Source organism: Chitinophaga sp. (genome assembly GCF_039596155.1).
Lineage (GTDB): Bacteria > Bacteroidota > Bacteroidia > Chitinophagales > Chitinophagaceae > Chitinophaga.
In genome coordinates this window covers 16,945-29,600 of record NZ_JBCNKF010000018.1, presented here as the reverse complement: position 1 = coordinate 29,600, position 12,656 = coordinate 16,945, and the positions used below count along the sequence as shown (strand labels likewise).

At 44.5% G+C, this 12,656-nt stretch carries 13 protein-coding genes; 8 read left to right on the top strand and 5 right to left on the bottom strand.

Annotated features, from left to right (window positions below):
* Positions 1 to 13 precede the first annotated feature (13 nt).
* Both ABDW33_RS17870 and pafA read left to right on the top strand, forming a co-directional pair.
* On the top strand, positions 14 to 907 hold the full coding sequence (locus tag ABDW33_RS17870; RefSeq protein ID WP_343691449.1) for a helix-turn-helix transcriptional regulator: 894 nt from the start codon (positions 14 to 16) through the stop codon (positions 905 to 907).
* 115 nt (positions 908 to 1,022) lie between these two features.
* A complete protein-coding gene (gene pafA, locus ABDW33_RS17865) occupies positions 1,023 to 2,666 on the top strand; it encodes an alkaline phosphatase PafA (RefSeq protein WP_343691448.1) in 1,644 nt (547 codons plus the stop codon).
* Between the two features lie 79 nt (positions 2,667 to 2,745).
* Here pafA and ABDW33_RS17860 read toward each other — a convergent pair whose 3' ends face one another.
* Both ABDW33_RS17860 and ABDW33_RS17855 read right to left on the bottom strand, forming a co-directional pair.
* Positions 2,746 to 4,290, bottom strand: coding sequence for a family 10 glycosylhydrolase (locus tag ABDW33_RS17860; protein ID WP_343691447.1), 1,545 nt, complete (start codon positions 4,288 to 4,290; stop codon positions 2,746 to 2,748).
* A gap of 180 nt (positions 4,291 to 4,470) precedes the next feature.
* Entirely contained in the window at positions 4,471 to 4,923 is a 453-nt protein-coding gene (locus ABDW33_RS17855; protein WP_343691446.1) for a methylglyoxal synthase, read from the bottom strand.
* A 224-nt stretch (positions 4,924 to 5,147) separates the two neighbouring features.
* Between ABDW33_RS17855 and ABDW33_RS17850 the strand changes: the two genes are divergently transcribed.
* The 4 genes from ABDW33_RS17850 to ABDW33_RS17835 all read left to right on the top strand — a co-directional run bounded on the left by ABDW33_RS17850 (position 5,148) and on the right by ABDW33_RS17835 (position 8,858).
* On the top strand, positions 5,148 to 5,741 hold the full coding sequence (locus ABDW33_RS17850; protein WP_343691445.1) for a NifU family protein: 594 nt from the start codon (positions 5,148 to 5,150) through the stop codon (positions 5,739 to 5,741).
* 243 nt (positions 5,742 to 5,984) lie between these two features.
* Entirely contained in the window at positions 5,985 to 7,646 is a 1,662-nt protein-coding gene (locus ABDW33_RS17845; protein ID WP_343691444.1) for a PNGase F N-terminal domain-containing protein, read from the top strand.
* Positions 7,647 to 7,716: 70 nt separating this feature from the next.
* On the top strand, positions 7,717 to 8,337 hold the full coding sequence (pnuC, locus tag ABDW33_RS17840; RefSeq protein WP_343691443.1) for a nicotinamide riboside transporter PnuC: 621 nt from the start codon (positions 7,717 to 7,719) through the stop codon (positions 8,335 to 8,337).
* Positions 8,316 to 8,858, top strand: a complete 543-nt coding sequence (locus ABDW33_RS17835; protein ID WP_343691442.1) for an ATP-binding protein — start codon at positions 8,316 to 8,318, stop codon at positions 8,856 to 8,858. Before pnuC ends, ABDW33_RS17835 begins: the two co-directional genes overlap by 22 nt.
* On the opposite strand, the gene mtgA is transcribed toward ABDW33_RS17835, so the two are convergent.
* Positions 8,835 to 9,509 (bottom strand): monofunctional biosynthetic peptidoglycan transglycosylase, encoded by a 675-nt coding sequence (gene mtgA, locus ABDW33_RS17830; protein ID WP_343691441.1) that lies wholly within the window; start codon positions 9,507 to 9,509, stop codon positions 8,835 to 8,837. The two genes, ABDW33_RS17835 and mtgA, sit on opposite strands and share 24 nt — an antisense overlap.
* Positions 9,510 to 9,761: 252 nt before the next feature.
* Here mtgA and ABDW33_RS17825 point away from each other — a divergent pair, with 252 nt between their 5' ends.
* Both ABDW33_RS17825 and ABDW33_RS17820 read left to right on the top strand, forming a co-directional pair.
* Entirely contained in the window at positions 9,762 to 10,379 is a 618-nt protein-coding gene (locus tag ABDW33_RS17825; RefSeq protein ID WP_343691440.1) for an L-threonylcarbamoyladenylate synthase, read from the top strand.
* Positions 10,380 to 10,390: 11 nt separating this feature from the next.
* Entirely contained in the window at positions 10,391 to 10,699 is a 309-nt protein-coding gene (locus ABDW33_RS17820) for a hypothetical protein (RefSeq protein WP_343691439.1), read from the top strand.
* 153 nt (positions 10,700 to 10,852) lie between these two features.
* Here the strand turns inward: ABDW33_RS17820 and ABDW33_RS17815 are convergent, their stop codons facing one another.
* Together ABDW33_RS17815 and ABDW33_RS17810 are read right to left on the bottom strand one after the other, a co-directional pair.
* Positions 10,853 to 12,001: a C1 family peptidase gene (locus tag ABDW33_RS17815; protein WP_343691438.1), complete on the bottom strand. Its 1,149-nt coding sequence runs from the start codon at positions 11,999 to 12,001 to the stop codon at positions 10,853 to 10,855.
* Positions 12,002 to 12,088: 87 nt separating this feature from the next.
* On the bottom strand, positions 12,089 to 12,610 hold the full coding sequence (locus tag ABDW33_RS17810; RefSeq protein WP_343691437.1) for a GNAT family N-acetyltransferase: 522 nt from the start codon (positions 12,608 to 12,610) through the stop codon (positions 12,089 to 12,091).
* Between the last annotated feature and the right edge of the window lie 46 nt (positions 12,611 to 12,656).

Here is a 12,656-nt window from a genome sequence, read left to right as displayed (position 1 = left end):
TAAATTTACAATTATGAAACACTTTACAACCCTGAGCGAGTTACACCGGGAAAATGGATGGCCGGCACCCGAAAATACTATGATTAGTATGATAGGCTGTCAGCAGTCCTGCCCCCTGGGCGATCGGGAATTTACGACCGATGCTTATGTAATTGCGTTTAAAAAGCTTAAATCAGGTGTTATCATGTATGGGCGTACACCCTATGATCATTCAAATGGCTCTATGTATTTTATGAAGCCAAGGCAGATTATAGAAATGCGCAACCTGGAACTGGAAGAAGCCGGATTTATGATCTTTATTCATGAAGATTATCTGAATGGCCATGACCTGTACCAGGCCATCCAGAAATATGGTTTCTTTGATTATGAAGTAAATGAGGCATTGCATTTATCCCCGAAGGAAGAAGCGACTATATGGGAGCTACGTGAAAAAATTGAAACTGAGTATAACCTGAACCAGGATGAATATAGCCGTGAAATTATACTGGGGCATGTCGCTTCTATCCTTAATTATTCGCAGCGGTTTTATAAGCGCCAGTTCATCAACCGGACAGCGCTTTCAGGTAAAACAACCACCCGGTTCAATGCAATACTTCAGCAATACATTAAAGATGGAGGGATAAAAGATAAGGGATTGCCTTCTGTTAATTATATGGCTGGTCAGCTTTATCTTTCTCCCCGTTATCTGACAGATGTGCTCAAACAGGAAACAGGGAAAACCGCCCTCGAACTAATTCACCTGTCATTGATAGGTGAGGCAAAAAACCTTCTCAGAACGGCGAATCAGGGAATTGCAGAAATAGCTTACGACCTTGGCTTCGAGAATACGTCCTACTTTACCAGGTTGTTTAAGAAACAAACCGGGATGAAGCCGCTTGAATTCAGAAAAAGTGCGCTTCTGAACTAATCCCGTATTGCCATTGATAAGATCCACCTGTTCATTTGATGAATGGAGGTTGTTTATCCTAATTAATACACATCTTTGCGGTGACAATCAGGAAATTATCAATATTATGAGCAATATGAACAAAACATTATCCGCTCTGGCGGTGGTACTTGCTTGTACTTTCGGTCAGAAAGATACTGTAATGGCACAGGCACAACCAGCAGTTGCCCGCCCTAAGTTGGTAGTTGGTATCGTTGTAGACCAGATGCGTTGGGACTACTTATACCGTTATGCCGACCGCTACGGAACCGGTGGTTTCAAAAGACTGTTGGGCGAAGGATTTACATGTGAAAACACCTTCATCACGCACCTCCCCTCCTACACCGCTGTAGGGCACAGTACTATTTTTACCGGATCAGTACCTGCCATTCATGGCATTACGGGTAATGGCTGGACTGACCAGGCACTTGGCAGGGAATTCTATTGCACGGAAGATTCGACCGTTACACCTGTCGGAACTACTTCTGACGCCGGTAAGATGTCTCCTCGTAGTCTGCTTGCTTCTACCATCACCGATGAACTGAGGCTCGCAACGAACTTCCGTTCCAAAGTAGTTGGTGTTTCTCTGAAGGATCGTGCTTCTATTCTGCCTGCCGGGCATATAGCAAATGGCGCTTTCTGGCTGGATGACAGCAATGCGTCTTTCGTGACCAGCAGTTACTATATGAAAGAACTTCCTGAATGGGTAAAACAGTTCAATGCAAAAAATGAACCTGCTGAACTGATGTCCAAACCGTGGGAGACGCTTTACCCGATCAATACATATATACAGAGTTCCGCAGATGATGTGAGCTGGGAAAATACTTACAAAGGGGAAACCAGTCCGAAGTTCCCTCATGATCTGCCTGCTATATATAAAGTAAGTAAAGGTAGTCTGCGGGCTACCCCAAATGGAAATACCCTTACACTGGATTTTGCAAAAGCTGCTGTGAACGGATACAGTCTGGGTAGCGGAACGGCGACCGATTTCCTGACAATCAACTGTGCTTCTACTGATTATGTAGGGCACCAGTTTGGACCTAATTCCATAGAGGTAGAAGATACTTATCTGCGTCTGGACAGGGATCTGGCCTCTTTCTTCACTTTCCTTGATCAGAAAGTAGGTAAGGGAAATTACCTGGTGTTCCTGACAGCGGATCACGGTGCTTCTCATTCTGTAGGCTTCCTGCAGGCATATGATATTCCTTCAGGACTGGTGAATGATAAAGCAATTGTATCTGGTCTGACAGCTGATCTGAAAAATGTATTTGGTGTGGATAGTCTGGTACTTGGCACCAACAATTACCATGTAGACTTCGATGTGAAGAAGATCAAAGCTGCAAAGCTGGATTATGATGCAGTGAAGAAAGAAGCGGTGTATTATCTGCAGACAGTGCCGGGGATTCAGTTTGCCGCAGATCTGGATAATATAGGAAACAGCGCCTTACCTGAACCAATTAAACAGATGGCAATCAATGGATACTATCCTAAGCGCGATGGTGCAGTGATTATAATTCCTGATCCAGGATGGTATGAGGGCAGTCTGAAAGGTACGACGCATGGTACATGGGCGCCTTATGACACACATATTCCAATGGTGTTCATGGGTTGGCATGTAAAGCATGGGTATACTAATGAGAAGACGAGTATGACGGATATTGCGGCAACAGTAGCGGCGATGTTGAAGATACAGATGCCGAGTGGTTGTGTGGGTAGAGCGGTAATGGAAGTCTACAAATAAAAAATAAGCATAAAAAAACCGCTGCCTCAGGCAGCGGTTTTTTTATGCGAACCATCGGGTCGGTCGCCCGGAGGTTTTATTATGGTTGAGGATCGAAATAGAATCTCGCTTTTCCACCAACTATTCTTATATACATTGGATCACTTGCCAGGCTTTCATCCTGCATTCTGTCGAGAGATGTGAGCACATAAGTATACTCTTTTCCCTTCTGGTAGGTAGGGTCTACATACTGCGGATCTGACATTTGTGTTAAGATGGTCAATATCTTTTCAGGATTATTCAGATTGATCACCTCTCTGCCTTCGAAACGATATAACACATATTGTGTTGTGCGATTGGTTGTATCACCATCTACCCAGTGTAAATGCAATCCATTGGGTCTTTCAAATGCATCAGCAAAATATGGAGACTCAGGAGCTTTCCCATTCAGCCATGGCATAATGGGACGTAAGGCTGGATAGTGATAGAAGTGATTCCGCAGACTATCTTCTATGCCCCTTGGGTTGCCATTGAAGGACTTGGCACTGTAAAACATACTTCCCTGTACAGTATTAAGTGTGCGGGCTTCCGTGATTTGCACCGGCAATTCATTCGGATTACTCCAGGCGGCATTGCTGTTGATCCTGTACACTCCATGGCCGATATACAAATGACGTCCATAAGCATGCTGAGCCCACCAGTTAAGCAGCAGTTCGTAGTCGGCTACCCGGAAGCCTCTTTCCCAGTATAGCTGCGGAGCTACATAATCAATCCAGCCATTCTTCAGCCATTTCAGTACATCTGCATACAGATCATCGTAATTGGTGGTACCACTTGTATAAGACCCTTCCGGATCTTTATTCTTGTTCCTCCAGATGCCAAACGGACTTATTCCAAACTTCACCCATGCTTTTTCCTGTTTGATAGCAATGCTCACCATATGTATGATGGTATCTACATTGTACCGGCGCCAGTCGTCTTTTTCCATACCCTGTCCATACTGACGGAAGGAAGCATAATCAGGGAACTCCTTACCTGGTACGCGGTATGGATAGAAGTAATCATCAAAATGAACAGCATCTATGTCATAACGACGTACTACATCTCGAATGATCTGTGTGACATATTCCCGTACCTCGGGAATGCCCGGATCAAAGTACTTTTTGTTATCGTAAGTGAGGAACCACTGAGGGCGCATTCTGGAAATATGGTTCCCTGTCACATTATTGCGACTGGCATTGAATACGGCTCTATAAGGATTGAACCAGGCATGAAATTCCATTCCTCTTTTATGTGTTTCCTCGATCATGAAGTGAAGAGGGTCATAATAAGGATTGGGAGCCTGTCCCTGTGTACCCGTCAGGTATTCTGACCAGGGTTCAAAGGGTGAAGCATACAAAGCATCAGCTACCGGGCGGATTTGTACCACTACGGCATTCATGCCATTACGCTGTTGTGTATTGAGAAGGTTGATAAATTCCTGTTTTTGTTGTTCAACAGGTAACCCTCTGCGGGAAGGCCAATCGATATTCTCTACTGTTGCTATCCATACGGCTCTTAGTTCCCGTTTGGGTGGCAGCTGCGCCTGGACCGGTTTGAAAAAGCCTGCCAGGAGGAAAGCGGCCACTAATAAGTGTTTCACCATTCTACAATACGTTAAGACCTGAAAAATTGCGAAAATAAGGAAACCCGATTACTCTCCGGCAAGGTGTGTGGAAAACACCTAACTGGCTAGTAAGGAGTACTTTGCAGCACAAACGGTGCCGATCTTTCTAAGAAAGATGAATAATTGAAAAGATTAGGTCAGATTGGGACGAAATGAGTGCTATACTTTTCTACCGAGATATTGTGAATAGTCAGGTAAGCGTACTTCATATTCCTGGTGCATAAGCGGAGATGTAAGCAGGAAATCTGCAGAGGTACGGTTGCTGGCCATAGGGATGTTCCATACTACACCAAGGCGGAGCAGGGCTTTGATATCCGGATCGTGCGGAAGTGCCTCCATAGGATCCCAGAAGAAGATTACCACATCAATTTTGCCTTCGGCAATCATAGAGCCGATTTGCTGATCGCCACCCAGGGGGCCTGATAATAATTTTCTGACAGGCACGTCCAGATTTTCTTCAATGAGCTTGCCTGTGGTACCTGTCGCGTACAGTTCATGGCGGCAGAGTACGGTTTTATTATATAGGGCCCATTCTACGAGCTCAGCTTTCTTATGATCATGGGCGATCAGTGCTATTCTTTTGCGTGCATGCAATGTTTTAATAGAAGGCATACTCAATGATGGCGTTATTTTCCATAAAGTTAATATATAGAATAATGTGCAATGTAATAATTAGTCGAAAAAATTTATCCCGGCTCTGCCGGGGTAAATTCAGGGTGTAACCCATGCGATTTTATCTATATCCCTATTGAAAAATGTAATAGTTAAAAGGGCTGAATTCCCTCAGATTCTAGTTGAAAGTAGTTACCTTTGTTCCATCAAAAGTTTAGAATACCATGATTAAAACAGGAAATCCCATCATCAGCATATATACTGAAATGACGCCGAACCCGGAAACCATGAAGTTTGTTGCTAACAAGCTCCTGTACCCAGGTAAGCATATTGACTTTCCGGATGAAGCAAGTGCAAAACCATCTCCACTGGCAGCTGAATTGTTCAGTTTCCCGTTCATCAGGGGTGTGTTTATTATGGCGAACTTTATAACGCTGACAAAAACTTCTGAAACTGATTGGAATGATATTATCCCTACTATAAAAGCTTTTCTGAAAGAGTATCTGGAAGATAACCGTCCTGTTGTGAACGAAGATGAGATCGTTGACAAACCAGTTGCCGGGAACGAAGTAAGTGCAGACGATACTGATGTGGTAAAGCGTATTAAAGAATTGCTTGAAAACTACGTGAAGCCTGCTGTTGAAATGGATGGTGGCGCCATTCAGTTCAAAGACTACGAAGATGGAACTGTGACGTTGATGCTGCAAGGCTCATGTTCAGGTTGCCCTTCTTCCATGATCACACTGAAAGCCGGTATCGAAGGCATGATGAAGCGTATGATCCCGGAAGTGAAGGAAGTGGTAGCTGAAGCGGAATAAGCCATAGTTGAGAGAATGATAGTGTTAAAAATGAGCACAGTCTTTTTGACTGTGCTTTTTTATTGCGTGCAGCTGGCAGCGATCACTGCCGCTACAAGATTAATATGGTAAATGGCTACCGGATGTTTTGTATTACGGTTGGGGCAGGAATGCAGTATTTGTATTCATAGGTTTGCCATGGAATATTTTATTTCTGTTTTTTGCTACTATCTTGCAAACGTTACAAAATCAGGCCTCATACTTATGAAATATCTGTTTATCGCAGCCAGCTTGCTGTTTGCCGCGGATTTACATGCTCAGAATGCCGTGACAGTCTACTACAAGGTGCGCTATCACGGGGAAGAACTTAAAAAAAATGCGTCAACACTATTCATTGATGGACCCAAAGCCCATATTATCAATGATGAAGATAGAAATGCCAGAGAACAGCAATACTTCGATTTTGGCGAAAATGTGACCTTACAGGTGCTTCGCCTGGAAGGTAGATCCGTAACCTTCAGAAAAAAGATCGAAGATTACGAGAAGCCGGAGCTTTTACCGGATACAGCTACTATTGCCGGGTATCTTTGTAAAAAAGCCAAAGTCATCGTCCGCTCTAATACCGTGGAGGTATGGTATACCAATGCCCTGCATGTGAAAGGTTCACCAGGCTTAGGAATAGCACCTGCCCTGGGACTGGTGCTGAAGACCGTGAGGAACGGAGAAATGGAGGTGGTGGCTACCGAGGTGAAAAAAGGAAAGATCAGTCCTAAAGATCTGAATTGGCCGGATACGATAGCGATGGGTAAACTGGTAGATCAGGCTAATTATACCCGTGAGGTAATCGATAGCCGTTATACCACCATTCCGGTATTCAGCAAGGAGCAGCTTTCCTTTGGCTATGATAAGCCGAATCCTGCTGCCGATCAGCGTGACGTGACCTACCATTATGCCGGGGGGACCGTAATTCTGAAAAAAATAAAACTGCCGGAATATGTACCGGGTCGCCAGGTATTTGCAGAACTGGCCCAGTATTCCAATGGAGACGCCTATGATCGTACAGGTTCTGTATTTGTGATCCCTATGGATAAACAACGTTCTTTTCTGAACGGTCTGCAAAATGGGGTAAAGGATCTGCCTGTTTACAGAGAAAAATATCAGGGTGTGGTGGCTACAGACGATTACCTCCCTATTCTGGAACTACTGCGTTTTTTCACTCCTTTCGGCATTCATCATTACAATGAGAGAAGCCAGATTGCAGGTTACAACTGGGCTGATTCTGCCGTGTTCCGTCAGGAGATCACAGAACTGCAGCCAGGAATGCAAGGCGATGTGTGGATAGGGGTATTCATTGGCAACTATGACAAGGGAGGTCATATTGTAAGTCTGCGTCTGAAATACTTTAAAGGAGATGAAGATGAAGGATTGCGGGCGCCGGGCTATTTGGAGCCGATCTTCAATACCACCAACGTAATGGAAATGGCAGGACAGGAATATGGTACTATGTTCGACCATGATTCCCTGACGGTGAAAGTGAATATTCCGGATGGTGTTACCAATTTACAGCTTCGCTACATTACTACCGGTCATGGCGGCTGGGGGAATGGTGATGAATTCGTACCTAAGCTGAATGAAATATTTGTAGATGGCAAACGGGTATATCACTTTGTACCATGGAGAACAGACTGCGGCACTTACCGTTTGCTGAATCCATCCTCAGGTAATTTCTCAAATGGACTGTCATCATCTGATCTCAGCAGATCTAACTGGTGCCCTGGAAGTCTGACACCGGCGGTATACATTCCACTGCCGGATCTCGCGCCGGGAGTACATGAATTTAAAATAGCGATCCCATTAGGCAAGAGAGAAGGAAGTGCCTTTAGTGCATGGAATGTATCGGGAGTATTGATGGGAGATAAAAAATAACGTTAGAGAATCGCTTATGCCAACCGCATAAGCGATTTTTTTAGGGGGTTGGTACACTTATCTTTGCGGCATGAATGTGGATGTATTTTACCAGGCGTTGATAGAAGGGGTAAAGGCCATGAGCTGGCTGGAGATCCTGGCTGCGATATTTGGCGCCATCAGCGTAGTATGTAGTAAACAGAACAGCATCTGGCTTTATCCTACAGGTCTGATCAGCACGGGTATTTATGTATATCTCTTATCCAGAGAGCAGTTTAAGCTCTATGCAGAAGCGACGCTGAATGCTTATTATTTCATCATGAGTGTGTATGGATGGTATCATTGGGCCAGGAAGAAGCCGACGGAGCCAGCGGTACCGATCGGGTGGGCGTCTAAAAAAGAATGGATAGTCACGGTGGCCATATCATTGATCGGCTGGGCTTTATTCTATTACCTGCTGAGTCATTTTTCCAATTCAGATGTACCGTTAATAGACGCCTTCGTATCTGCTACTGCATGCAGTGGAATGTGGCTCCTTGCCAAAAGGAAGATTGAAAACTGGATTTTACTGAATATATCCAATCTGGTAGCTATCCCGTTATTATTTCATAAAAAACTAGTCGCGACAGCGGTGCTGACCATCTTCCTGTTTATCGTAGCAGTGATGGGGTATTACAGCTGGAAGAAGATATGGAAGAGCTATTCAAAGTAGTGGTTATTGGTCCGGAGAGCACGGGCAAAAGTACGCTGAGTGAGTTTCTGGCGTCTTATTACGAAACAATGTGGGTGCCAGAGTATGCCCGTCAGTATATAGAGGAATTACCCCGCAGCTATGAGCAGTCAGATCTGCTGGTCATTGCAAAGGGGCAGTTGGAACTGGAGGCAGAAAGGGCAAAGCTGGCTAACCGCCTACTGGTATGTGATACAGACCTACATGTGATCAGGGTGTGGAGTGAGCATAAGTACGGTGAATGTGATCCCTGGATACTGGCTGCACTGGCAGAGCGGAGGTATGACCTTTACCTGCTTACCTATATTGATATTCCATGGGAGGAAGATCCACAGAGAGAGCATCCTGATCCCGCTATGCGGGAATACTTTTATAATGTCTATAAAGAGATTGTGCAGTCTTCAGGGATACCATGGGTAGAAATCCGTGGATCGTTTGAGGAAAGAGAGAAGGCGGCAGTAAAGGCCGTCGATCAGTTATTACTTGGAACTGATCAGCTCTGAGATATCAGGATCGCCTGCCAGTAAACGCATTTGCACCAGTATCTTTTTTTGCCTGTACAATGTTGGCCTTGCCGGTGGTACAACCGTATACTTAACCGGATTAGGCAAAGAGGCCGCGATCATGGCAGACTGCTCCCTGTTGAGGCTTGCCGCCGGTTTATGATAGAACTGCTGGGCAGCGGCTTCCACACCGAAGATGGCATCGCCGGTCTGAGCTACATTAAGGTATACTTCCAGAATGCGTTCCTTGCCCCAGAGTTTTTCAATCATAAAGGTGAAATAGACTTCCAGTCCTTTTCGAAACCAGCTTCTCCCCTGCCAGAGGAATACATTTTTTGCTACCTGCTGACTGATGGTACTTGCCCCACGGATCTTTTTACTCTTCTGGTTATGTTTCATGGCTTTTTCGATAGACTTAAAGTCAAAGCCATTATGATCGGGGAATAACTGGTCTTCACTGGACAGAACGGCCAGCTTGGTAAATTCAGAGATCTCTGAATAGTCTACCCATGTTTTATGAAATTTAGTATCAGTACCCCATGTACCAATCCAGCTGGAGATCATCGTCACAGTAATGGGGGGATTGACCCATTTTAAAGCAATGAGGTAAACAAAATGAGCAATAAATAAGACCAGGAGAATCTTTTTCAAGTGTCGCCATGTTCTCGGAACAATTCCTTTCAACTTCATCCACAAGAGATTTTGGAAATCGGGCGGAAAGATAGTAAGATTATTTAATGTCCTTGTTAACTATGAGTGGCTTTTTATTCCCTATTGGCTTATGTTCAGATTAAAAAGCCAGCTATAGGTAGTTCTGCAGTATATGGGGATAAAATGCAAAATGAACTATTACCTTTTATACAGCTGGTCTGGTAATTGGAGGTATAATCGTAAATTTACAGTATGCTTTTGACTTTACACCCGGACAATCCGAATCCCCGTCATTTGAAGACGATTGTGGAATGTCTGAAAGATGGAGGCGTGATTATCTATCCGACCGATACGGTTTATGGCATGGGCTGTGATATTTCACAGCATAAAGCTGTAGAGCGCATTTGCCGCATTAAGCATATTAATCCTGCCAAAGCCCAGTTTTCATTTATATGTTACGATCTCAGTCATTTGTCTGACTATGCGCGAAGTGTAGATACACCTACGTTCAGAATGCTCAAGAAAGCATTGCCGGGACCGTACACATTTATCCTGCCTGCCAGCAAACAGGTGCCCAGAATGCTGAAACAAAAGAAAGATACGGTTGGTATTCGTGTGCCAGATAATAATATCAGCAGGGCGATCGTGAAAGAATTAGGGAATCCTATTCTCAGCACATCATTACCCATTGAAGCCTACGTAGAAGAATATACTGATCCCGAGATCATTCACGAGAAGTTTGAGAACATTGTGGATATCGTTGTGGATGGTGGGCCGGGAGGTATGCAGTTTTCCACGGTGATAGATTGTACCGGCGCTGAACCTGAACTGATCAGGGAAGGAATAGGTAGTTTTGAGGAGATCGTTTAAACAGTTTAGTTATGAAAATAAGTAGTGCTTTTTTACTGCTGTTTTTAGGTCTTAATGTTGCGAAAGGGCAAAATAAGCTTTCTGTCGCGCCGTTGTATCCGCTTCAGAAAAAGATGACTAAAGCAATTACTTTTGCAAAGCCAGCTCCGGTAGCAGCTTTTACACCAGCTGTAGCTCCTCCCCTCAGTCCGCATGAATATTATGATCGGTGCTTCGGATATTTCTGTAAAAAGGAGTGGTACTTTGAACAGCGGACAAAGATCCCTTTAAAATTCAGGTTAGGGACTTACCAGGAAGCACAACGTATTGAAGGCAAATAACAAGTGAACTTTGTCTTGCGGTCGGAAGTCCTTTCTAAATGAGGAAAAGAGCGAAAATATTTGACAAAAGCAGATAATTTACTTGCCTCCGGCAAATAAAAACAGCCGCTTCTCCCTTCTGGGAAAAGCGGCTGTTTGCTGAGAAAGAGTGTATTATTGTTTAATGCCCAGCTTCTTGGCTATATCTGCAGGCAAGCCTTTTTTGTTCAGCATGATGCAGGTTGTCTTATAAGCGAAGTATGGTTCGGAAGCATAGAAGAAACCACTGCCAGGATTGCTTGTACCCCATGAATTTTTCACACGGAAGTATACTTTACCATTCTGATCTTTTGCCATACCAACAATATGCATACCGTGGTCGTCCTGTGTTTCGTAATTATCGAAAGCTTTTTGACGCAGTTCAGGCGTGATTGTTTTTTCTTTTACAGGCTCTTCGAACACTTTCTTTTTATCTTCAGCGCTCATGTCGTTCCACTCAGTTTCTGGCACTACCGCCAATCCTTCAAAGAAGTTGAAGCCTTTTTCACTCACATCAGCAGCCCATGCGATGGTATAACCATTCTGGATAGCATTTTCTGCGATAGCAGTGAAATCATTCAATGGTACATTATATACTCTTTCCCAATTCCAGTTATCCGGCACTTCAAGTACGAACTGCTGATAATATGGATGATGAGTGAAAGAAGAAACCAGGACATAGTCATCAGCATTCAGCCCCAGTTCCTTTGCGAAGGATTGGGGATTGTATGATTTACCCTGATATTCGAATTTTTCAGGAGCATCACCCATGTAGGCGTTCAGCACGCCGTCAACTGCATTTTTCCAGTTGGGGTTGATAGTACCTTCTGAAGCGCCGATTTTGCTGGTCATAGTCTCCAGAACGGATACCATTTCGGCATGGTTATATACTTTATCGCGATTGCCATCATAGACAGACTGAGGTACCAGTCCATATTCACGCAGACAGGTCAGATCGTCCGGAAAACCACCACCTTCACCAAAGTTTGCTTTACCATGCATGCGAACATAGTTTACGGCTTTGAGCGGATACATTCTTCTTACCACAAACATTTCGCTCAGGTTTACACCTTTGCCTTTACCGTTGCGCAGTGCTTCGGCCTGGAAAAAGGAGAGACCGGAGAAGGACCAGCAGGTACCAGTACGGCCCTGATTTTCCACATCACCTGCATCCAGGTTTTTGATTACGGTAAATTGGTATTTGCTGCCTTCTTTGTTAGTGGTTTGCGCCATGGCAGTCGTGGTGGAATAACACACGGCCAGGCATAAGATCCATTTCTTCATTTTGGTTTGGTGTTTTGATTATAAAACGAGGTTCCAAATGTAAACCAAACCTTTTATACTCAGAAAGAAAGTTGAGGTAAGCGGTTGTTAGTCCTGGGGCATTTTATATTGTGCCCGGGAAATTTCCCAGCGCCATAATTGAGTGTCGGGGTTTTCGCCGGCAAAGGACATTCCCGATTTCTGGAGCACTTTTACAGAAGCGGTATATTCTTCTTCTGTATGGGCGATCACCCGTGTCACATAAGAGTGGCCAAAGGCGAACCTGATGAGGGCCTGAGTCAATTCGGTGCCATACCCCTGCTCGCGGTATGCAGCCGTGATTTCATAGCCGATTTCCACCACGCCATTATCGTCCGGGCGGCCTTTGAAGCCACCGGCACCAATCAGCCGTTTGTCTTCCTGGTGGATCACCAGGTAAAGGAACCAGCCAAGCATAGAAGGGTCATTACGCAATTTGTCGTACGCTACCAGTATTATTTCAGGGAACTCGGTCCAGAATAGCGGTATATCTACATCCAACAAATGGGCCAATGCTTCTTTTCCTTGTAGTAATGCTTCGAAGTACTGCAGGGTACAAGGCAATATTTGCAACCTTGAGGTCAGGATCATGGGCGAAAGCTAGTAAAGGATTTTGGAAAACACAAGAGGGGCGTAA

Coding starts and splice junctions, on each gene's coding strand:
- ABDW33_RS17810 (WP_343691437.1), bottom strand. CDS start 12,610: ATGATCCTGACCTCAAGGTTGCAAATATTGCCTTGTACCCTGCAGTAC.
- pafA (WP_343691448.1), top strand. CDS start 1,023: ATGAACAAAACATTATCCGCTCTGGCGGTGGTACTTGCTTGTACTTTC.
- ABDW33_RS17855 (WP_343691446.1), bottom strand. CDS start 4,923: ATGCCTTCTATTAAAACATTGCATGCACGCAAAAGAATAGCACTGATC.
- ABDW33_RS17815 (WP_343691438.1), bottom strand. CDS start 12,001: ATGAAGAAATGGATCTTATGCCTGGCCGTGTGTTATTCCACCACGACT.
- ABDW33_RS17835 (WP_343691442.1), top strand. CDS start 8,316: ATGGAAGAGCTATTCAAAGTAGTGGTTATTGGTCCGGAGAGCACGGGC.
- ABDW33_RS17845 (WP_343691444.1), top strand. CDS start 5,985: ATGAAATATCTGTTTATCGCAGCCAGCTTGCTGTTTGCCGCGGATTTA.
- ABDW33_RS17825 (WP_343691440.1), top strand. CDS start 9,762: ATGCTTTTGACTTTACACCCGGACAATCCGAATCCCCGTCATTTGAAG.
- ABDW33_RS17820 (WP_343691439.1), top strand. CDS start 10,391: ATGAAAATAAGTAGTGCTTTTTTACTGCTGTTTTTAGGTCTTAATGTT.
- pnuC (WP_343691443.1), top strand. CDS start 7,717: ATGAATGTGGATGTATTTTACCAGGCGTTGATAGAAGGGGTAAAGGCC.
- ABDW33_RS17860 (WP_343691447.1), bottom strand. CDS start 4,290: ATGGTGAAACACTTATTAGTGGCCGCTTTCCTCCTGGCAGGCTTTTTC.
- ABDW33_RS17870 (WP_343691449.1), top strand. CDS start 14: ATGAAACACTTTACAACCCTGAGCGAGTTACACCGGGAAAATGGATGG.
- ABDW33_RS17850 (WP_343691445.1), top strand. CDS start 5,148: ATGATTAAAACAGGAAATCCCATCATCAGCATATATACTGAAATGACG.